General features: G+C 39.5%; 19 protein-coding genes, 2 tRNA genes, 2 rRNA genes and 1 pseudogene. 3 read left to right on the forward strand and 21 right to left on the reverse strand.

Annotated elements, in window-relative coordinates:
* Window positions 1-93: 93 nt before the first annotated feature.
* The 8 genes and pseudogenes from J2S06_RS13705 to groES all read right to left on the reverse strand — a co-directional run bounded on the left by J2S06_RS13705 (window position 94) and on the right by groES (window position 9,487).
* Window positions 94-2,718: a DUF2309 domain-containing protein gene (locus J2S06_RS13705; RefSeq protein ID WP_419152652.1), complete on the reverse strand. Its 2,625-nt coding sequence runs from the start codon at window positions 2,716-2,718 to the stop codon at window positions 94-96.
* Window positions 2,711-4,219: an NADH dehydrogenase subunit 5 gene (locus J2S06_RS13710; RefSeq protein WP_419152662.1), complete on the reverse strand. Its 1,509-nt coding sequence runs from the start codon at window positions 4,217-4,219 to the stop codon at window positions 2,711-2,713. The genes J2S06_RS13705 and J2S06_RS13710 overlap by 8 nt, the downstream gene beginning before the upstream one ends.
* Window positions 4,220-4,690: 471 nt before the next feature.
* Window positions 4,691-4,912, reverse strand: a pseudogene (locus J2S06_RS13715) (ArsA-related P-loop ATPase); the annotation flags it as partial.
* Window positions 4,913-4,964: 52 nt separating this feature from the next.
* Window positions 4,965-5,387, reverse strand: coding sequence for an arsenate reductase (thioredoxin) (arsC, locus tag J2S06_RS13720; protein WP_044895473.1), 423 nt, complete (start codon window positions 5,385-5,387; stop codon window positions 4,965-4,967).
* Between the two features lie 20 nt (window positions 5,388-5,407).
* Window positions 5,408-6,469 carry an ACR3 family arsenite efflux transporter gene (gene arsB, locus J2S06_RS13725; protein ID WP_419152653.1) on the reverse strand — a complete coding sequence of 354 codons (1,062 nt, stop codon included), beginning with the start codon at window positions 6,467-6,469 and terminating at the stop codon, window positions 5,408-5,410.
* A 27-nt stretch (window positions 6,470-6,496) separates the two neighbouring features.
* The gene (locus J2S06_RS13730; RefSeq protein ID WP_419152654.1) at window positions 6,497-6,844 is read right to left on the reverse strand and encodes an ArsR/SmtB family transcription factor; all 348 of its coding nucleotides are present in this window, start codon (window positions 6,842-6,844) and stop codon (window positions 6,497-6,499) included.
* 679 nt (window positions 6,845-7,523) lie between these two features.
* On the reverse strand, window positions 7,524-9,149 hold the full coding sequence (gene groL / locus J2S06_RS13735; protein WP_419152655.1) for a chaperonin GroEL: 1,626 nt from the start codon (window positions 9,147-9,149) through the stop codon (window positions 7,524-7,526).
* Window positions 9,150-9,202: 53 nt separating this feature from the next.
* The gene (groES, locus tag J2S06_RS13740; RefSeq protein WP_044895477.1) at window positions 9,203-9,487 is read right to left on the reverse strand and encodes a co-chaperone GroES; all 285 of its coding nucleotides are present in this window, start codon (window positions 9,485-9,487) and stop codon (window positions 9,203-9,205) included.
* A gap of 334 nt (window positions 9,488-9,821) precedes the next feature.
* Here groES and J2S06_RS13745 point away from each other — a divergent pair, with 334 nt between their 5' ends.
* Window positions 9,822-10,556, forward strand: coding sequence for a CPBP family intramembrane glutamic endopeptidase (locus tag J2S06_RS13745; protein ID WP_419152656.1), 735 nt, complete (start codon window positions 9,822-9,824; stop codon window positions 10,554-10,556).
* A 2-nt stretch (window positions 10,557-10,558) separates the two neighbouring features.
* Window positions 10,559-10,756, forward strand: coding sequence for a YdiK family protein (locus J2S06_RS13750; protein ID WP_044895479.1), 198 nt, complete (start codon window positions 10,559-10,561; stop codon window positions 10,754-10,756).
* A gap of 138 nt (window positions 10,757-10,894) precedes the next feature.
* Here the strand turns inward: J2S06_RS13750 and tatC are convergent, their stop codons facing one another.
* The 4 genes from tatC to moaC are packed head-to-tail and all read right to left on the reverse strand — an operon-like array spanning window position 10,895 to window position 13,000.
* Window positions 10,895-11,641, reverse strand: a complete 747-nt coding sequence (tatC, locus tag J2S06_RS13755) for a twin-arginine translocase subunit TatC (RefSeq protein ID WP_044895480.1) — start codon at window positions 11,639-11,641, stop codon at window positions 10,895-10,897.
* Between the two features lie 26 nt (window positions 11,642-11,667).
* Window positions 11,668-11,832: a twin-arginine translocase TatA/TatE family subunit gene (locus J2S06_RS13760; RefSeq protein WP_044895481.1), complete on the reverse strand. Its 165-nt coding sequence runs from the start codon at window positions 11,830-11,832 to the stop codon at window positions 11,668-11,670.
* Between the two features lie 16 nt (window positions 11,833-11,848).
* On the reverse strand, window positions 11,849-12,487 hold the full coding sequence (locus J2S06_RS13765) for a redox-sensing transcriptional repressor Rex (RefSeq protein WP_044895482.1): 639 nt from the start codon (window positions 12,485-12,487) through the stop codon (window positions 11,849-11,851).
* An 18-nt stretch (window positions 12,488-12,505) separates the two neighbouring features.
* On the reverse strand, window positions 12,506-13,000 hold the full coding sequence (gene moaC / locus J2S06_RS13770) for a cyclic pyranopterin monophosphate synthase MoaC (protein ID WP_044895483.1): 495 nt from the start codon (window positions 12,998-13,000) through the stop codon (window positions 12,506-12,508).
* Window positions 13,001-13,168: 168 nt separating this feature from the next.
* On the opposite strand from moaC, the gene J2S06_RS13775 reads away from it, so the two are divergent.
* The gene (locus tag J2S06_RS13775; protein ID WP_419152663.1) at window positions 13,169-15,109 is read left to right on the forward strand and encodes an ABC-F family ATP-binding cassette domain-containing protein; all 1,941 of its coding nucleotides are present in this window, start codon (window positions 13,169-13,171) and stop codon (window positions 15,107-15,109) included.
* 360 nt (window positions 15,110-15,469) lie between these two features.
* On the opposite strand, the gene tsaD is transcribed toward J2S06_RS13775, so the two are convergent.
* The 9 genes from tsaD to J2S06_RS13820 form a co-directional block, all read right to left on the reverse strand.
* Window positions 15,470-16,498 (reverse strand): tRNA (adenosine(37)-N6)-threonylcarbamoyltransferase complex transferase subunit TsaD, encoded by a 1,029-nt coding sequence (gene tsaD, locus J2S06_RS13780; RefSeq protein WP_044895485.1) that lies wholly within the window; start codon window positions 16,496-16,498, stop codon window positions 15,470-15,472.
* On the reverse strand, window positions 16,495-16,974 hold the full coding sequence (rimI, locus tag J2S06_RS13785; protein ID WP_419152657.1) for a ribosomal protein S18-alanine N-acetyltransferase: 480 nt from the start codon (window positions 16,972-16,974) through the stop codon (window positions 16,495-16,497). Before rimI ends, tsaD begins: the two co-directional genes overlap by 4 nt.
* On the reverse strand, window positions 16,944-17,639 hold the full coding sequence (gene tsaB / locus J2S06_RS13790) for a tRNA (adenosine(37)-N6)-threonylcarbamoyltransferase complex dimerization subunit type 1 TsaB (protein WP_419152664.1): 696 nt from the start codon (window positions 17,637-17,639) through the stop codon (window positions 16,944-16,946). The genes rimI and tsaB overlap by 31 nt, the downstream gene beginning before the upstream one ends.
* Complete coding sequence (gene tsaE / locus J2S06_RS13795) at window positions 17,620-18,096, reverse strand: tRNA (adenosine(37)-N6)-threonylcarbamoyltransferase complex ATPase subunit type 1 TsaE (RefSeq protein ID WP_419152658.1); 477 nt, start codon at window positions 18,094-18,096, stop codon at window positions 17,620-17,622. Before tsaE ends, tsaB begins: the two co-directional genes overlap by 20 nt.
* Window positions 18,097-19,092 (reverse strand): thiamine-phosphate kinase, encoded by a 996-nt coding sequence (gene thiL, locus J2S06_RS13800; protein ID WP_419152659.1) that lies wholly within the window; start codon window positions 19,090-19,092, stop codon window positions 18,097-18,099.
* A gap of 421 nt (window positions 19,093-19,513) precedes the next feature.
* Window positions 19,514-19,589: transfer RNA gene (locus tag J2S06_RS13805), tRNA-Asp, on the reverse strand.
* A 1-nt stretch (window position 19,590) separates the two neighbouring features.
* Window positions 19,591-19,667, reverse strand: a tRNA-Met gene (locus J2S06_RS13810).
* A 31-nt stretch (window positions 19,668-19,698) separates the two neighbouring features.
* A 5S ribosomal RNA gene (gene rrf, locus J2S06_RS13815) occupies window positions 19,699-19,813 on the reverse strand.
* Window positions 19,814-20,114: 301 nt separating this feature from the next.
* Window positions 20,115-20,482 (reverse strand): 23S ribosomal RNA (locus tag J2S06_RS13820); the annotation flags it as partial.

The following is a 20,482-nucleotide window of genomic DNA, read 5'->3' on the forward strand; positions in this document are numbered from 1 at the left end:
CCATTTTATATAAAAACTTACGTACTGTGTATCTAAAGTAAAAAAATTGCTTGCCTAAATCGGCAAGCTGCATCAAAACTGTTCATCTGCCTATCAAATCATAGATGGGTCCCACTTTATCCATTTCCTAGTGTCAGGTTCAATGGATGAGAGACGGAGCCAGCCGTTTTTCACTTTTTGACGGAAAAGGGGATTGTGTTGAAGCAAACGCTCGATATAAAAGTGCGGTGCTTCAATGATTAACAGCAAACGAAGGGGAGAATGGAACAGTTCCCAGTCGGAAGAAGCAACCGACTGCCATGGGAGGCCAGAAAGCAAGTCGCTCCCATTCCCTTGCATCACCCCTAATCCCCCCGTTACCGTCTGCGTCGTTTTGCTACCACTTCCATAATAATGCGGTGCTACGGTTGATGCGTAATATTGCAAATTGATCCATTGCCCAACCGTAGCAGGACCGGAGACAATATTTTCAAGGGCTTCTCCGGAATAGTCTTTTCGCCAGTCATAGCTGTGTAAAAACACCTTTCCGTCTAATTGGCAATGTTTTGTAAGAGATCGGCGGCCGATGAAAAAGGCTGCGTTTCCTGCCAATCCCCATTCAGGACGGATTTCGCTCCAATCGACAGAACGGCGATTAGCCTCCTTAATCGGGTTTTTATACTTGCCGGTGTGAGGCAACTTCTTCAGGCGTTCAGCGTTTGCTTTTCGACTCACTTCTTTTAGCTTACTTTCCAATAAATTGAGTGATTGCTCTGCTGCTTTCGATAAAGTAGGCATATCGAGAAAGTAAAGTTCATCAACCGTTGTAATATGTTCCGCAGCTACAAATACGGTCTCATCTGGAATGACAATCCCTTCCTTCTCCAGTCCTTTCCTTACTTCCTTTAAGTTGCAGAGGCTCGCAAACACACGGGCATTAAAGGCTCCTGCTGTTCCGCCGCACGCCCCGCAATCAAGGGAAGAGGCATACGGATTATTCGTTGTCGTACTTTCGTGGCCGCAAACAACGACAAGGGGTGCAAAAGACGATGTTAAACCGATATTCGTTAACAGCTGTTTTACGTACTGAACTTGTTCATCCGTTGTAAGCCCTATGGATAAGCCGGATTTTGAGGAAGACTCTTCGTGATGCAAAGACAATTTTGTCGGCGGCTTCCGTTCGGCTGTCTTTTCAGCATGTTGAATAACATGACCCGTCCATCCAGGGGCAGCGCTTCGTGCAATTGTATGCAAACCTAGCCATGGGCCGCTCATTTCAGGTAGCAATAAAGACGCTAATGCATGTTTTTTCATTTTTTTAAATGTGTCCCCGATGAACTGAAATACATTGAGCCGTCGGCGGTATTCAGCAACACGATCTTGTGCAGATGATTCGTAAATTTCGTGCTGCGGCTCAACGATAACAGGACAAGAAGGATGGGTATAATGACTGTCAAGCTCACGCGTTCGGATCGGCAAGCCGAAAAATCCTGCGCATCCGTATGTTTCAAATGGACCGGACTGTTCTAAATAGCGGCGAAAGGGCTCTGAACGAACGTCGATGCAAAAGAGAAGCTGAACAGCGGTCCGTTCCGGCTGCCCAACGTTTGGACGGGAGGCGATTTTTTCTTTAAGCTGGGATTCATACGTCTCTTCCCATGCCTCAAGCCAAAGGTGATGACGATTGATCCGCCAAAATCGGTCAGCAAACACTAATCGGAATTTCATTTCATATACCGGCAATTGTCTCCATTCATCTACAGACATTCCTCCCCAATGGATCCATGCGGCTAAGAGGGGAAGAATACTTGAAGGGTCAGTCATTTTCTTCTGATCTAAAGGCAAGTAAGGAGCGGCAAATACCCACTCTAATGAAAGACGAATGGCCAAATAATCAACCAGCAGTTGAACTCCTTCTCCTGTCTGCTTGGAACGCCACTTTAACATACCAGCCCATCCCGGCAATGCAAGAAGATGGGATTCCAAATAGTCTTTCATTTTTTTATCGTCTATATTAAGCAACGATAATGAATGCAACAGTGCTTCTTTCGCGTCTTTTGGCCAGTCAGCCAGTCGTTTTCTTTCTCTTTTCGAAAGAGCTGGATCGTTTTTAACAAGCTGCTGCCAAGCTGAATAGAATCCTTGTTCTCGTAAGGGCATGGCCCATGCAGCCTGTTTTTCATCCAAATAAAGTTTGCACCATTTGATCATTTGTTGATCAAGACGTTCTCCTAGCTGTTTAATATGAACGCTTATAGGCTTTTCGACCTTCGAGTGTAAAGAACCGATCAACTCGGTTATTTCCGCTGCTAGTGTGTGCAGTTCTAAGGAATCTAACCATTCATACGGTACGGAATCGTTCCATAAAAGGGCATGGCATAGCTGTTCCGCTTTGTTGCGATGAACGAGAAGATACTGGCCGGAAAGCCAGTTCTTCAGCTTTTTTTCAACGAAGGAGGAATGGATTTCGCCTTTAGCGAGAGCTTTTTTTACAACCGGCATTGTTGGAAAAAGGTTGACTTTCTGAGATTGTTGGAAATGCTCAGCTACTTCAATAAACGGCATATGTTCAAGTTCCATCCACGGATGACGTGCAATGAACGTTGAAATTGGCCAAAGGGGAGCAATGGCTTCGGATGCTTGTTCCACTAGCTCGTGGATAGAGTAGAATGCTTCTTCCTTTTTTCGTTTGCATTGTTCTTTTAGACGTTCAAGTGTAATCACTGTTGTTTTACTCATGGGTCATCTCCTCCTTCAAATATGCCTTTAAGTAATTAGGATGCCGTTCAACTGCAGGCAGACTAGGCTCACTTACATGAACGAGCCACATATAAAAACGGGCGGCAATACTGGAAGAACGATGTTTAAAGAGCTGTGCCAACGTCAATGCAAAAACAATAAACATCAAGAGAGCAAACCACTCAAGAACAAGAGGCGGCACAAAACCGGATGGTATTGAATCATGCAACATTTTCATTAGTTTGCTGCGCACTTCTTCTGAAAAAAACGCTAATATCGCCGTAAAGAAAAAACCAATCCATCGGCCTTCTCGGAAAAACGCAAGTCTCCCCCATGCAATGGTCATAGACGAACCTAGAAGCAAAGCACTTAAGAGGCGTGCTGGCTCTTCAGGTGAAGCAGCCCAAAAACCTGTTCCAAGCGCCAATCCAAGTAGAATGCCGACAAACCCATGCCCCCTTGTACGCATAAACCCGTATCCTGTTTGTCCTGGACGGGGAACAACTGAACCAGACTGTAAAAACAAAGTCGCTTTGAACAAACCATGCAGGACAAGATGAATGACGGCAGCGTCGTAAGCACCTAAAGCACATTGAATAAGCATCATGCCCATTTGTGCCATCGTTGACGCTACCAGCTGCCGTTTATAATCCACTTGAACAAAGCTAATACCTGTACCGATTATCACGGAAATAAACGCGATTAGAAGAAGAAGAGCATGTATGACTGCATCCGTAAACAACGGTGAAAAACGCCAAAGCAAAAGCCCTCCTGCATTAACAAGACCGGCGTGCATCACTGCTGACACTGGTGTAGGAGTTACCGCAGATTCAAGCAGCCAACGGTGGAAAGGCCATTGTCCGGCAGGAATAATTGCCGCCAAAATAAGCAGAACGCTCATTCCTGCTGTTTCCCACCATTTGAGATGAGCCAACTTATCTGTTGATAAAGCACCCGATAAGCTCCATTCCCCTGTCGCAAGAAATAGCCAGACCGAAACGGCAATTACAGCGAGGGAAGTAACGAAAAACATCTTTCCCATTTGCACCGCTTCAACTTTCGCCGGAGTCCATTCCTTTTTTAAAGCCGTCAAATAGACAAGACCGAAAAGCGGCAGCGCCCAGCAAAGGCTAAACAGGCGTAGATCATCTGTCATCCACGTGATCGAAGCAAAGCCTGATGTCCAAGTTAAAAATTGAAAATATAGCCGGTAAACCCGATCCCCATGCAAATATCGAATGGAAAATCTTTGGATAATAAAGCCGAGTACTGAAATATAGATCGCCATCATCCAACTGATCGTGTCTAGCCGCAATGGTCCGACCTTTGCTTCCCCCTCATAATAGATCCACCCAACTAACGACATAGCTATTGGCAAAATCAATAATCCGACGTGAAAATGTACATACGAGTCGGGCACACGCGGATGCAGATACATCAATGCGCTAACGAACACGATCATCAATGCGATAAGCCATAGGAAAACCAATATTTCTTGCAAATCTAGTTCCTCCTCTTGTATGACCTTTTCATCTTTTTTAACCTTGCAAGTTCCACCTCTAAGCAAAGCGTAGGTGGTAAGTCGTTCACCAAGAAAAAACCGGCTATGTCATTCTAGACAACACAGCCTTTTCTCAATAAAAGGCTAGCTATTGCCTAAAATAACGATAGCCGGTTTACCTATAACCAATTTCAATTGGTTTAGATCTCCCGTTTAAGTTCCCCTATTGTCGGTTTACTTTCAACGAACCCACCCTTCATTCCGTTTCCGTAGGTTTTTTGAAAGTCTACCGACTTTATCGAAATACTTTCATTTTTTTAAAAGTTGTTTTTATTATACATCATTGTTTTTAACATTGCACTATTTTTGTAAACAGATTTACGTAATCATATTCATCAATAGACTTTTTATTCCTTCCATTTTATTTGTCCACGATCAAGTATTATTTGGTTTATTATATTTTAAATTTCGAATAGGATCCACTGTATGTGTAGCATAAAAGCTTTGATTGATGCCCCACCATTTCGGTTGGATTCCCGCACGCTTTAAGTCATCTTGTAGACGGCTTGCTTCATAAACAGGTGTAGCTTCTGCCAATGTTACAATGACAACACTTGTTTCTTCCGGATTACGAAGACGTGGTAACAAGTTTTATACGGATTGCGGTACCTCTCCAGAAGAACGAGCAATTTTTCCCCTCCTGTAAAATCAGCCGAGAAGATTATTCTCGGCTGTCATTTCAGTTTTATTCACCAGTTTCAGCAAATTTTTTGATGCGTGCACCGATTTCATCACGTACACGTTGGAACACAGCCCATTTTTCTTCTTCTGATCCCTCTGCCTTTGCAGGATCATCAAATCCCCAATGTACACGTTTTACATGTGGAGGTGTTACCGGGCAATGGTCTGCTGCATGACCACATAATGTTACGACTAAATCAGCTTTGTTTAAAATTTCAGGATCAATGACATCGGATGTTTGGTTGGAAATATCAATCCCTACTTCTTTCATGGCTTTTACTGCGTTTGGATTTAATCCGTGAGCTTCGATACCAGCGCTATAAACTTCCCACTCATCGCCAAGATATTTTTTTGCCCAACCTTCAGCCATTTGGCTGCGGCAAGAGTTACCTGTGCATAAGAAGTAAATGATCTTTTTGTTTTTCATGTTTCATTCCACCTCTGTTGTTAGTATGATACTGATTCTGCTTTGAAGTATTTTCGTTGAAACCATAGTGCCACGTTGACCAACGCAATCATAACAGGCACTTCCACAAGTGGTCCAATGACGGCTGCAAATGCTGCTCCAGAATGGATCCCAAACACTCCAACAGCTACAGCAATCGCTAACTCAAAGTTATTGCTGCCGGCTGTAAAGGCAAGTGTTGTCGTTACAGGATAGCTCGCTCCAATTTTCTTCCCTAAGAAGAAGGAAACGAAAAACATTAACACAAAGTAAATGAACAATGGAATCGCAATTCTCACAACATCCAATGGTAAGCTTACGATAACGTCTCCTTTTAAAGAGAACATGACGATAATCGTAAATAATAAAGAAATCAATGTAATCGGGCTGATTTTTGGAATGAATACTTTTTCATACCATTGTCTGCCCTTTGCTTTTACCAACACAAAGCGTGTTATCATCCCGCCAAGAAACGGAATGCCTAAGTAAATGAACACCGACTTAGTGACTTCAATCATTGTAATATTTACGATAGCACCTTCTAGTCCTAACCATTCTGGAATGATCGTCACAAACACATACGCATAAACCGAGAAAAATAACATTTGGAATACAGAGTTAAACGCCACAAGTCCAGCTGCATACTCTGTATCTCCTTTCGCTAAATCATTCCAGACGATCACCATCGCAATACAACGTGCCAGCCCAATCAGGATGAGTCCGACCATGTATTCCGGCTTATCCGGCAAGAAGACAATCGCCAATACAAACATCAAAATTGGTCCAATAATCCAATTTTGTAAAAGAGACAAAACTAATACTTTTATGTCTTTAAAGACGCGTCCCATCTCCTCGTAGCGAACTTTTGCTAACGGAGGATACATCATTAAAATTAAACCAATTGCAAGTGGAATCGATGTGGTTCCTACCTGCAAACTGTTCATTCCATCTACAAAACCCGGAAAGAGGGATCCCAAACCAATTCCAGCTACCATAGCTAGGAAAATCCAAAGCGTTAGGTATCGATCCAAGAACGACAGACGTTTTTTCCCCGTATTACTCATTGTCTCACTCCCAATTTAATTAGTAGGTTAACAACCGCAACGGAGCGTAGGGTTGTTTTCCTCAATCTTACGAATATTCTCTGTTTGATCTGGAATATGTTGCAGAATATCTTGGATAAGACCATAGAACTCATTTCGAGGATTGATGGAATAATAAATCCACTGTCCTCTCCTATCCTCTTTTACTAATCCTGCATCTTTTAACTTCCGTAGATGCTGACTAATAGACGGCTGACTCATGTCAAACACTTCATGAAGCTCACATACACAACACTCACGTTGTTTTAAAATTGCCATGATCGTTAAACGTGTTTTATCACCAAGTAACTTTAAAACGTGTGAAGCTTTTTCTACTTCCAATACTGTTTTTTGCATGGGAACACCTCCTACTCTTGTATAAATATATAGCTATTTACTTATATATATGAGCGAAAATGAATGGTTGCAATTATGTTCATCTTTCACTAAATAAATGATGTCACATCTTTCATATCCACTAGATATTGTAGTATAGCCATACTTACTTTTCTCTTCAATTAGTATATAACTAGATACTTATATAAAACAAGAGAAAAAAATCGACTTTAACATAATCTTTACAATTCAGACGATTTCCATGTACGGTTATTGATGTCATAAAAGCACGTTTAGATCAATATGTAAAAGAAGGTAAATGAATTTTGAATAATTGCTAATTTTGATTTATCGATCCAAAAATTTAATTCCAGTTTTTATTTAGTATCAAATGAGAAAAGCTGCCGATGAGTTATCGGAAGCTTTAAAGCAACAATCTTTTAGAAAAGAGCCTAAATTTTATAGATGGGTTAGCAAGTTTTACAACAACACGTTATTAAACCATTATTTAACACTTGAATTTTTTATAATTTTTTTATGCAACGCTAGTGTAATTTCCTAAACAATGAAAAAAGAAACTTCTCACAAGTTTATTCAACTCATGAGAAGTCTCTTTAAATTCCTCTATGTTAGCAAAATGCTAACATTTTGCTTTTTCATTTATAAGAAAACTTTTGTTTCAAGGGTTTTCAGAGTCAGATTACATCATACCACCCATTCCGCCCATGTCAGGCATGCCTGCGCCAGCTTTTTCTTCTTCTGGCTTATCAGCAACTACTGCTTCAGTTGTTAAGAACATTGCTGCAACGCTTGCTGCGTTTTGAAGAGCAGAACGAGTAACTTTTGTAGGATCAACGATACCAGCGTCGATCATGTTTACCCATTCGCCAGTAGCTGCGTTGAAGCCCACTCCTACTTCTTCTTTCTTTAAGCGCTCAACAATAACAGAACCTTCTAAACCAGCGTTGTGAGCGATTTGACGAACTGGTTCTTCTAATGCGCGAAGAACGATGTTTACACCTGTAGCAACGTCGCCTTCTGCTTCAATTTCAGCCACTTTGTTGTATACATTCACAAGTGCAGTACCACCACCAGAAACGATACCTTCTTCAACTGCTGCACGAGTTGAGTTAAGAGCGTCTTCAATGCGAAGCTTGCGTTCTTTTAATTCTGTTTCAGTAGCCGCACCCACTTTGATGACAGCAACACCGCCTGCTAGTTTAGCTAAGCGCTCTTGTAATTTTTCTTTATCGAATTCGGAAGTTGTTTCTTCTAATTGAGCACGGATTTGGTTTACACGGCCTGCAATTTTCTCGCTTGATCCAGCACCTTCAACAATTGTTGTGTTTTCTTTTGTTACAACAACTTTACCAGCGCGACCTAATTGTGCAATGCTTGCGTTTTTAAGATCTAATCCTAAATCTTCAGTGATTACTTCACCGCCTGTTAAGATTGCGATATCTTCAAGCATTGCTTTACGACGATCACCGAAGCCAGGAGCTTTAACTGCTACAGCGTTGAATGTACCGCGAAGCTTGTTCACTACTAATGTAGCTAATGCTTCACCTTCAACGTCTTCAGCGATGATTAATAATGGTTTACCTTGTTGTACAACTTGCTCTAACACTGGTAAAACTTCTTGAATGTTAGAGATTTTCTTATCAGTGATTAAGATATATGGATTTTCAAGCACGGCCTCCATTTTATCAGAGTCTGTTACCATGTATGGAGAAGCGTAACCACGATCGAATTGCATACCTTCAACTACTTCTAATTCAGTGCTGAAGCCTTTAGATTCTTCGATTGTGATAACACCGTCGTTACCAACGCGCTCCATAGCCTCTGCAATTAATTGGCCTACTTCTTCGTCAGCAGCAGAGATTGCCGCTACTTGGGTAATAGACTCTTTGCCTTCAATTGGTTTAGAGATTGCTTTTAATTGTTCAACAGCAACAGCAACCGCTTTTTCAATACCTTTTCGTACACCTACAGGGTTCGCACCAGCAGTTACGTTTTTAAGACCTTCGCGAATCATTGCTTGTGCTAATACAGTAGCAGTAGTTGTACCGTCACCAGCCACATCGTTTGTTTTGCTAGCAACTTCTGCAACTAATTTCGCACCCATGTTTTCAAATGGATCTTCTAATTCGATTTCTTTTGCAATCGTTACACCGTCATTTGTAATTAATGGAGAACCGAACTTTTTCTCTAATACAACGTTACGTCCTTTAGGTCCTAAAGTTACTTTTACAGCATTTGCTAAAGAATCAACACCGCGTAACATCGCGCGACGTGCTTCTTCGCTAAACTTAATTTCTTTTGCCATGATGCAAACCTCCTCAAAATTTTTTCCTTTTATGATATATAACTGTTCTCTTATTAACCGATAACAGCTAAAATGTCACTTTCACGTAAAATTAAGTATTCAGTACCTTGGTATTTCACTTCAGTACCAGCGTATTTTGAGAAGATGATGCGATCGCCTTCTTTTACTTCTGGAGCCACACGCTCGCCGCTATCAAGGACACGACCTGTACCAACTGCTACAACTTTACCTTCTTGAGGCTTTTCTTTCGCAGTATCTGGAAGAACAATACCACTTGCTGTTTTTTCTTCAGTTTCCACAAGTTCAATAACTACGCGATCACCTAATGGCTTTAACAAGTGAAACAACCTCCTCAAATATCTTTTGAGATTTTAAAAATTTTTCCTTTTTATTAGCACTCATCTAACTTGAGTGCTAACACATTTACTATATTATAGAAACTTCCTTTGAATTTCAAGTATGAAATTAAAATTTTTTTCATTCAATGAATAGATGTCCCTTCCATGATTATGACAAAAAAATGATCAATATAATCATGTTGATTTTAAATTAATTTCTCAAAAGGGAAATATAAGATATGGTAAAATAAAACGAGGTATATTTGCTTTTACCTATCAGACTTTCACCCTTAAAATTTTTTACACGAACATCATTTTGAAAAGGAGAAACATCGTGAAAAAGCAATACTGGTGGATAATTATTACGTATATCGTGATGCAATTTTCAGCCTTTGTTGGTGTCCCATTTTTTTATGCAATCGGTGTAGGATCCGATCCATCACTAGATGTAGCTCTATATAAAGCTCAAGCATATTGGACCATTTTAAGCTTTACGATCGCTTTCGTGTTTATTTTGTTCCTTCTGCGAGACGAGTTTAAAATATCGGTACGAAACGAAAAAGCAGCGCCGCTTAGCATATCGATGGCATGGGCTATTGGCGGTGTGTTTATGGCAATCATTGTGCAAACGATTGCAGCCAACATTGAGGTGAATCTTTTTGGAGTTGAACCTGGATCTGAAAACACACAAATGATTGTTGATTTAATAAAGACAACTCCTTTATTAATTGCTGTGACATCTATTATTGGTCCAGTTCTTGAGGAAATTATCTTTCGAAAAATTATTTTTCGTGTAGTATATAAAAGAACCAACTTTTTTATTGGGGCATTTGTTAGCTCTTTCTTATTTGCCATTGTACATGGTGAGCCAGAACATCTATTATTATATGCGTCAATGGGATTTACATTCGCTTATTTATACGTGAAAACAAATCGAATTCTCGTGCCAATTTTTGCCCATACCATGATGAATACATTTGTCGTGATCATCCAAACCGTATTTAGTGAAGATATTGAAAAAATGATGCAACAAATGGAGCAAATTCAAAGTATTATTGGAGGCATTTAAGCATGAAGTTTAATCCAACATCTATGGGTTTTTTTTACTTTACAATGGGAGTTTTATTTACTTATTTAGCCATTAACAGTGCAGAGGAAACGATATGGTCCATTCCAACCATTATTTTAATGCTTTTGGCCACATTTGACTTCGCTGTATCGATTCGCATGTTTGCCTTTTTATATAAAATGAAAAAAGCAAAAAAGTAACGGCGGGAACGCTCTTGTTCTCGCCGTTTTTAGATTGTCGAAGCATCATGAATGCTAGGAACAGGCACAATTTTTTAAATGCATCAAAGCAAAAATCAACACCGTCTGTAATGGATCGGAAATTAGCCATTCCTTATTTTATTCCTGGTTTGCTTCTTTCATTTGAGCTATTTGTGCTTTTCGGTATGCAAATCTTGAAATCACAATACTTACTTCATAAAGAATGAAAAGCGGAACCGTCACCATTAAATGTGAAACAAGTTCAGGTGGTGTTATGAATGCTGCAATGACAAGCAAAACGAAATAAGCATACTTCCGAATCTTGACGAGAAACATCGGAGTTACAAGACCAAGCCTTGTTAAAAACATGACGACAACAGGTAACTGAAACAACAAACCAAACGGGATCGTTAATTGTAATAAGAACCGAAAATACTCATTAATCCCAATGACTTGATTAATTTCTAAATCATTAGAAAGACGAACCATAAAATCGATGACAAATGGAAACAAAATAAAATAGGAAAAAGCAATTCCTAATAAGAACAATCCTAAGGAAATCGGAATATAACTTAATGTTACCCGCCGTTCCGTCTCATATAATCCTGGGCTTACAAATGCCCAAAGCTGATATAAAATGACAGGGGATGTTAAAACAATAGCAATAACAAAAGCAAACTGCATATATACCATTAATGGATCCATCGGTCTAAATGAATTTAATGCAAATTGTTCCGCTTCATTCGTATGTTGTAAGTAGACGATTATAGGTTTTGCTAAGAAAAAGCTTGCAATTACTGCAACGAAAAAGAAAACGACTATAATAATCAGCCGTTTTCGCAATTCTTCTATATGCTCTAAAACAGACATTTGTTTATCATTCATAGGACGTCATCCTATCTTTCTTGATCTTATTTCTTATCATCATCGTCATCAGCTAAACCTCTTGTAGCTTTTTTAAACTCTCTTAACGTATCACCTGCAGCCCGTCCAAGTTCTGGAAGCTTTTTCGGACCAAAAATAAGCAAACCAACGACAACGATTAATAAAAAGCTACCAATTCCAACGTTCATCATGAACCCCTCCTATAAGCTATTCTTGCGGATAATTTTTTAAAAAGTAAGCTAGTGCCTGCAGTTCAACGGACAAATCAATATGATGAATGCGAATATGGTTAGGGACATTTAAGCGAGCGGGAGTAAAATTTAAAATTCCCTTAATCCCTTTCGTAACTAAACGGTCTGTAATCATTTGAGCCACATTGGCTGGCACAGTTAAAATAGCGACAGTAACATCTTCAGGAAGACGCTCTTCCAATTCGTCTAAATGATAAATTGGAACGCCCCCAACCTCTTTTCCTATTTTCTCTTCATCTACATCAAAAGCGATGGTAATTTGTGTATTGTTATTTTTCATAAAATTATAATGTAAAAAAGCCGTCCCTAAGTTCCCAACTCCAATCAAGGTTACCTTTGTTAATTCATCTTGATCGAGGGTTTTTCGAAAAAAGGATAATAAATATTTTACATTATAACCATAACCTTTTTTCCCAAGAGCGCCAAAATAAGAAAAATCACGCCGTATCGTTGCACTATCCACTTTTACAGCTTCACTCAACTCTTGAGAAGAGACACGCTGTTTGCCAGAAGCGTAAAGGTTTTGTAAAAAACGATAATATAGCGGCAGTCGCTTAGCTGTTGCTTGTGGAATTTTTGATTGATCCTGACTCAATGTTTATCCCCCACAATCCTACAAAACAGAACCTTCCCGAATATACTCTCCGCTTTTTCCTCCTGTTTTTTTCACTAGGAAAGTTGGACCAATGACGAGTCCTTTATCTAGTGCTTTGCACATATCGTAAACAGTAAGAGCACAAGCAGAGGCAGCAGTGAGCGCTTCCATTTCAACTCCTGTCGCACCTTTTGTTTTTACTTGGGCCGTAATGCCTAGAATATACTCCTTTTCATTTATGTCCCATTCAAATGTGATATCAACTGCTTTAAGTGGTATCGGATGACACATCGGGACAATCATTGGCGTATTTTTCGCTGCCATGATCCCGGCGACTTGAGCAACGGATAAAACATCACCTTTGTTAACTTTATTGTGAACAATTTTTTCATATACTTCTTTACTTACAATGACTCGCGATTTTGCTATTGCAATTCGAACGGAATCTACCTTTTCAGACACATCGACCATTTTCGCCCGTCCCTGTTCGTTAAAATGTGTAAATTCACTCACAATAAACTCCCCTTAACTAGACTATACACTATTTTCGACTTTCTGTCTTTTGGTTGATTGTTACAATTTCATGTCATAAGTTCAGAAAAATATCAGCAAATGTACAAATATTGCCCATCACTCCTGATTAAGCTACACTATACCTAGTAAAGCTTGAGGTGAATCATGATGATACTTTTACAACTAAACCAAGTAACAAAATATTTTGGCTCTAATCTTATTTTATCGAATATTAAACTAGAAGTACAAACACGAGATAAAATTGCACTTGTTGGCAGAAATGGGGCAGGGAAATCTACTCTATTAAAAATCATCTCTGGAGAGCTTTCTTATGACTCTGGAGAAATAATAAAGCCAAAAGATATATCAATTGGGTTTCTAGCTCAAAATACTGGCTTAGAATCAACGAAGTCGATATGGGATGAAATGTTAACCGTATTTTCTGATATTCGTCAATTAGAGAAGGATATGAGAAAATTAGAAGAACAGATGTCAACATGTGACCCTTCTAGAAACCCTTCAGCCTATGAACGATTATTGAAAGAATACGATGACATGTTATATACGTTTAAAGAAAAAGGCGGTTATCAATATGAAGCGGATATCCGTTCCATCCTGCATGGTTTAGGATTTCAAGAGTATAGCTACGATACCCCTATTTCTTCCTTAAGTGGTGGACAAAAAACAAGATTAGCACTCGGAAAGCTGTTATTAACCAAACCTGACTTACTCGTTTTGGACGAGCCGACAAACCATTTGGATATCGAGACATTACAATGGCTTGAACAATATTTACAAAGCTATCAACGAGCTGTCTTAATTGTTTCCCATGACCGCTACTTTTTAGATAAAGTCGTAAACATTGTATATGAAATTTCTCATACAGAATGTACAAAATATGTTGGCAACTATAGTCGATACTTAAAGCAAAAGGCTGAAAAATACGAGCGTGAGTTAAAGCTATATGAAAAACAGCAGGATGAAATTGCTCGGATGAAAGACTTTATCCAACGCAATCTTGCAAGGGCTTCTACCACTAAACGAGCCCAAAGCAGAAGAAAAATGCTTGAAAAAATGGACGTAATCGATAAACCTCAAGGCGATGAGAAATCTGCTCAATTTTCCTTTGAAATTGAAAAACAAAGTGGCCATGATGTTTTAAAGGCTAAAAACATTTCTGTTACTTATGATGGGAAAAGCCCGATTATTTCGGATGTATCGTTTTCCATTACAAGGGGAGAAGTGATCGCTCTTATTGGACCAAATGGAATTGGAAAATCGACCTTATTAAAAGCAATTGTAAAACGTATCAAACCTTTCTCAGGTGAATTTCAGTTCGGAGCAAATGTAACGATTGGTTACTATGATCAAGAACAGGCTGACTTAACCTCCAATAAATGTGTTTTAGATGAACTTTGGGACGAATATCCACAAAAAACAGAAAAGGAAATCCGTACGATTTTAGGGAATTTCCTCTTCTCTGGTGATGATGTTATGAAAAATGTTTCTTCCTTAAGTGGTGGAGAAAAGGCACGATTGGCTCTTGCGAAATTAATGATGCAAAAGGCAAATTTTCTTATTCTTGATGAGCCGACAAACCATCTTGATTTAGATAGTAAAGAGGTTCTTGAAAATGCACTTATCGATTATCCTGGTACGATTTTATTTGTCTCACACGACCGTTATTTTATAAACCGTATTGCAACAAAGGTATTCGAATTATCAAAGGATGGAATCACCGAATATTTAGGAGACTATGATTATTATGTCTCCAAAAAAGAAGAAATGGAAGAGTTACAAAAGCTTGAACAACAGAAAGAAACAATCATTACCACTACGAATGAGTTAGCTAAACAAGGAAAACTTTCTTATGAAAAAGAAAAAGAATTGAAGAAACGGGAACGACAACGGCAGCGCAAAATAGAAGAAATGGAAAAGGAAATTGCTAGATTAGAAGAGAAAATAGTAAAAAATGATGAATTACTTTGTGATCCAGTCATTTATCAAAACCATGAACGTGTTCAAGAAATTCATCATGAAAACGAAAAATTAAAAGAAAGAATTGATCAATTGATGGAAGAATGGGAAAACCTTATAGAGGAAGAGTAACCGGCGAATATGGCTACGCCGGTTTTTTTACTTATCCACAAGCAAAACCCTATATATTAAAAGGTACGAGGGTGATTATTCACAATATCCACATTTTTATGATTTTTATCCACATTATCCACAATGTAATTGTGTTGATTATTCCTGTAATGAACTTATTTATCCCCAAAACATTTTGAAAATGTGGATAAATGGTTGATAAGTTGTGATGATTAGTACCTTCAAAAAATAAAGGCTGTTTTCGTAAAAGTTGCTTTTCGACTGTCTATGACGTCGAAAAGCTATAGTAAAGCAACAATCCTTTAGAAACATAGCCAAAATAAAAATGGCCAACCTTTATAACGTTGACCATTTTTAAGATTATAAATATGATGTTAAAGGTAATCCTGGATGAGCGTTCATTTTTAAGTCCCCGAAAATACCTTTTTGATAAAGAACATCTCCTGCTGCCGCAATCATCGCTGCATTGTCCGTACATAAAGAAAGTGGAGGGATCATAAGTTCAATCCCTTGTTTATCTATTAATGCATTTTCCAACGCTGATCTTAACCCCTTATTTGCAGCGACTCCACCAGCTAATAGGACTTGTTTTACTTTATATTCTTCTGCTGCCCGCAGTGTTTTCGTGACCAATACATCGACTACACTAGCTTGAAAGCTCGCTGCTAAATTTTTCGGATCAATTGTTTCACCACGCTGTGAGGCATTATGAAGCGTATTAATAACCGCTGATTTTAACCCACTGAAGCTAAAATTATATGATCTTTCTTCGAGCCATGCTCTTGGTAAATCAATACTCGCCATTCCTTCATGAGCTAATCGGTCAATATGAGGACCACCGGGATATGGGAGATTTAATGTTCTAGCCACTTTATCATAGGCCTCACCTGCAGCATCGTCCAACGTTTCCCCAATGACTTCAAAGGAACCATGCTCTTTCATATAAACAAGTTCAGTATGTCCTCCTGAAACGACTAGAGCTATTAAAGGAAAGGATAGCTCATGAACAAGCTGGTTTGCATATATATGACCAGCGATATGATGGACACCGATAATAGGCAAGTTGTGGGCAAAGGCCAATGCTTTCGCAGCATTAATCCCAATTAACAATGCTCCTACTAAACCAGGTCCTTCTGTCACAGCTATTGCCGTAAGATCTTGAAATGTCATATTTGCTTTTTGCAATGCTTCTTCTACAACTACAGTAATTTGTTCTACATGATGACGTGATGCAATTTCTGGTACAACACCACCAAAGCGTTTATGACTGTCAATTTGCGAAGCGACTATGTTCGATAGAATGGTGCGACCATTTTTAATAACCGCAGCAGCCGTTTCGTCACAGCTAGTTTCAATCCCTAATATATACCGATCTTTAGAACTCATCATAATTTCACCCACATTAACAAAGCATCTTCTTGATTATCTGTATAGTAATTTTTCCGAAGGCCAATGACTTCAAATCCTAACTTTTTATAAAGATTTTGTGCAATATAATTCGATACGCGAACTTCTAATGTCAATTGAGCAGCTCCTAGCTCTTTTGCATAGTCCTTTACATATATCAAAAGCTTTTCTCCTAGCTTTTGGCCGCGATAATCCGGTAAAATGGCGATATTCGTAATTTGAGCGTCATCCATCACAACCCATAAACCACAATATCCAGCTATGTTGTCTTTATATTCGATAACAAAATAAGTAGCAAATTTGTTTTGAGTAAGTTCTTGGAAAAAAGAATGCTTTGGCCAAGGCTTCCGAAATGACTGTAGTTCAATTTTGTAGACATCATCAATGTCGTCAATCGTCATTTTCCGAATCCTTAGCTGTTCGTTATTCATTGTGACGTTTTCTGTTGTTCTAACCATTTTGCCTCAGCCTCAGCCAATCGTAAATAATTTGGTACAAATGGATGAACCTCTACATGATCCCTAAAAATGCCTAGATGTGCTAATTTTGCGGGATATGGATTATGCATCGACTTATCGCCAATTACCGCAAACTCACCCAATACTTGTTGAATCGCCTCAACATGCAACGAAACATCATTTCCTAAAAACAAAATAGGTCTTTCCAGTTTTTTTAGTTGTTCGAGCCAATCATGTAAAAGAACGTTTTGATCGTTCATAACTACTTTCATATTTTGATGATATTCATATAAACCTGTATACACTTGACCTCTTCGTGCATCAAAAATCGGACAAATGTACCCATTGAAAAATCGTCCGTTTGCTGCTAATAATTCTAAGCTTGAAACACCAATTAACGGAATATCTAAGGCGAAGGCCATTGTTTTGGCGATTGTTACTCCAATTCGAACACCGGTGTAAGAACCAGGGCCTTGTGCAACAACAATTTTACTTAACTGATCTGCCGTAATGTCACAGTCTCTCATTAATTGTTCAATCGCTGGCATTGCTCGTACAGAGTGGTTTTTCTTTAAATTCGTTATATATTCCCCAATCACTTTTGAATCATCAACCAACGCTACTCCTAATACATAAGTTGATGTATCAATGGCTAATACTGTCATCATTCCATAACTCCTTACATATCTCTCGAAAACGCTTGCCATAAGGCGTAAATATAATATTTCGCTTTTTACTTTCTATATAATTGATCGCTATATCTAGTCTATTGCTAGGAAGCTGTTCTTCAATCAAATGAGCCCATTCTACAACAGTGACACCGTCGCTTTCGAAATACTCTTCAAATCCTAAATCTTCTCCTCCATCCTCAATACGGTATACATCCATGTGATAGAAAGGTAATCGACCTTCAGTATATTCTTTGATGATTGTAAAAGTTGGGCTATTGACAGTTTTCTTAATTCCGAGTCCTTTAGCAAGGGCTTTCGTGAAAGTCGTTTTACCCGCACCAAGATCACCCTCTAAAGTAAGAACATCACCAGGTTTTAGCAAATTCGCTAATTTAGTCGCCAATTGAGCAGTTTCTTCAGGGCTATTCGAAAAATAAGCATATCTTTCCATTTAATCACCTTTTTTAAAATGATTATACCCATTTTTGTTTAACACTTCATGTCGTCCATCTCTCTCTATAATCACAAAATCAGATTGGGGAGGGTGCACTTCACCAATTTCCGTAATCGGAACCCCTTCCTTTTCGCATTTCTTTTTTAATTCTTTAAAATGAATGGGGGAAATGGTTCCAACTAGTTCATAATCTTCTCCACCAGTAAGAGCCCAGTTATATATAACATCATCTGAAAAGTTTTTTATGGACTGACTAAGAGGAATGAATTTTTTATGGATTACAATTGTCATTCCACTAGCTTCAGCAATTTCATTCAGCTCACTGGCCAGTCCATCACTAACATCATTTAAACTCGCTCGTCCCAGCTGCGAGACGATTCGGCCTACGTTTACTCTAGGTGATGGTCTCTGATGACGTGAGATTAAAAATTTATAGTCATGATGCGGGAAATCTGAACATTTATGCAGTAATAAATGTAGACCTGCTGCAGAATCGCCTAATGTCCCCGTTACAAAAACAATATCACCCGGTTTTGCTTGACTACGTAAAACCGCTTTTCCTTTTTCCACTTCACCAATAACTGTAACAGAAATGACTAAATCATTTTTTGTTGAGACCGTGTCTCCTCCGATTAAATCCATCTTATATCGTTGAGCAATAGCGTCCATTCCTTCATAGATGGTTAAAATTTCTGTTTCGTTCCAGCTTGTGGGAATAGCAATTGAAACTAAATAAAACTTAGGAATGGCTCCCATAGCGGCCATATCGCTAATATTAATAGCTAAACTTTTATAACCAATGTCAAAAGGACGCATCGTTTGTTTTGTAAAATGAATACCTTCTATCATTGTATCCATACAAACGACTTGTTCATAATTTTCTTCAGTTTGTAGGACAGCCGCATCATCACCAATCCCAACACGGAGATTAGTATGAAATAATTCCTTTGGGGAAATCTTTTGAATAAATTGAAATTCATCCTTTATGGACATTGTAATCCTCTTTCTCCATTAATAAATAATTTTGGTGAATAAAATGATAAAAAATTCCCTAGGAACATGTCCTAAGGATCCATCCTCTGATTTAGTTTAACGCATAATATTAGTTTATCCAAGTTATTTTGTATTTCATCTTTATCCATAAAAAAATCCAGAACAAAAGCGCAGGGCGGTCGCTAAAGCGGCGTACATACTAAGACCTTTCAGTAGGAGATAAAGGAAACTCAGGCGATCGTTGAGTCGATGTTGACTTGTCGTACAGATGAAATGGGAAGTTTGCTAGCCGCTAACGCCCGGAGCTAGACAAAAAACCAACTATGAACAAGGTTGTCCACAAGTTGTAAATTTATAATTTCCTAAACAATAAAAAAAACGAAACGGAAATCGTTTCGTTGTTCGTTCATTAGCTCCTAGATGGCGGTCCCGACGGGAATCGAACCCGCGATCTCCTGCGTGACAGGCAGGCATGTTAACCGCTACACCACGGGACCTTGGTTGCGGGGGCAGGATTTGAACCTGCGACCTTCGGGTTATGAGCCCGACGAGCTACCGGACTGCTCCACCCCGCGATGATCAGAAATATTCAAATAAAATGAAGAAGCCTGGCAGCGTCCTACTCTCGCAGGGGAAATCCCCAACTACCATCGGCGCTGAAGAGCTTAACTTCCGTGTTCGGTATGGGAACGGGTGTGTCCTCTTCGCTATCGCCACCAAGCCAGCTGCTTGAATTTGCTTCTCTGCAGGCTTGCGCTGAGGAATCCATCCTCTTCGAATTTACTAGAAGACGCAAGCGCAGACAATTCAAGCATCATTCATATATAACATTGATTCTCTCAAAACTAGATGATTCTCTCAAAACTAGATAACGCGTCATTCACTGAAATACGCTTCCGCTTTTGTCCAGCTCCAGCGCCTAGCCCCTTGTGTCGCTTCGGTCCTGCTGCGGCGGCTTTCGTCCTCCTCGCAGGCTCTCCAGCGCACTTCGTGGCTGTTCGAGGCGCTTCCGCTTTTCTTCTTTGGTTAAGTCCTCGATCGATTAGTATCCGTCAGCTCCACGTGTCACCACGCTTCCACCTCGGACCTATCTACCTGATCATCTTTCAGGGATCTTACTCACTTGACGTGATGGGAAATCTCATCTTGAGGGGGGCTTCATGCTTAGATGCTTTCAGCACTTATCCCTTCCGCACATAGCTACCCAGCGATGCCCTTGGCAGGACAACTGGTACACCAGCGGTGCGTCCATCCCGGTCCTCTCGTACTAAGGACAGCTCCTCTCAAATTTCCTACGCCCACGACGGATAGGGACCGAACTGTCTCACGACGTTCTGAACCCAGCTCGCGTACCGCTTTAATGGGCGAACAGCCCAACCCTTGGGACCGA

This window comes from Bacillus alveayuensis (genome assembly GCA_030812955.1).
GTDB classification, from domain to species: Bacteria; Bacillota; Bacilli; order Bacillales; family Aeribacillaceae; genus Bacillus_CB; species Bacillus_CB alveayuensis.

Excerpts from the sequence above, each read along its gene's own strand:
- tsaD (WP_044895485.1), bottom strand. The coding sequence starts at position 16,498 with ATGATGAGTTCTAAAGATCGGTATATATTAGGGATTGAAACTAGCTGT.
- J2S06_RS13750 (WP_044895479.1), top strand. The coding sequence starts at position 10,559 with ATGAAGTTTAATCCAACATCTATGGGTTTTTTTTACTTTACAATGGGA.
- tsaB (WP_419152664.1), bottom strand. The coding sequence starts at position 17,639 with ATGACAGTATTAGCCATTGATACATCAACTTATGTATTAGGAGTAGCG.
- J2S06_RS13775 (WP_419152663.1), top strand. The coding sequence starts at position 13,169 with ATGATACTTTTACAACTAAACCAAGTAACAAAATATTTTGGCTCTAAT.
- arsB (WP_419152653.1), bottom strand. The coding sequence starts at position 6,469 with ATGAGTAATACGGGGAAAAAACGTCTGTCGTTCTTGGATCGATACCTA.
- J2S06_RS13705 (WP_419152652.1), bottom strand. The coding sequence starts at position 2,718 with ATGAGTAAAACAACAGTGATTACACTTGAACGTCTAAAAGAACAATGC.
- arsC (WP_044895473.1), bottom strand. The coding sequence starts at position 5,387 with ATGAAAAACAAAAAGATCATTTACTTCTTATGCACAGGTAACTCTTGC.
- tsaE (WP_419152658.1), bottom strand. The coding sequence starts at position 18,096 with ATGGAAAGATATGCTTATTTTTCGAATAGCCCTGAAGAAACTGCTCAA.
- thiL (WP_419152659.1), bottom strand. The coding sequence starts at position 19,092 with ATGTCCATAAAGGATGAATTTCAATTTATTCAAAAGATTTCCCCAAAG.
- rimI (WP_419152657.1), bottom strand. The coding sequence starts at position 16,974 with ATGGTTAGAACAACAGAAAACGTCACAATGAATAACGAACAGCTAAGG.
- tatC (WP_044895480.1), bottom strand. The coding sequence starts at position 11,641 with ATGAATGATAAACAAATGTCTGTTTTAGAGCATATAGAAGAATTGCGA.
- J2S06_RS13760 (WP_044895481.1), bottom strand. The coding sequence starts at position 11,832 with ATGATGAACGTTGGAATTGGTAGCTTTTTATTAATCGTTGTCGTTGGT.
- groL (WP_419152655.1), bottom strand. The coding sequence starts at position 9,149 with ATGGCAAAAGAAATTAAGTTTAGCGAAGAAGCACGTCGCGCGATGTTA.
- J2S06_RS13730 (WP_419152654.1), bottom strand. The coding sequence starts at position 6,844 with ATGCAAAAAACAGTATTGGAAGTAGAAAAAGCTTCACACGTTTTAAAG.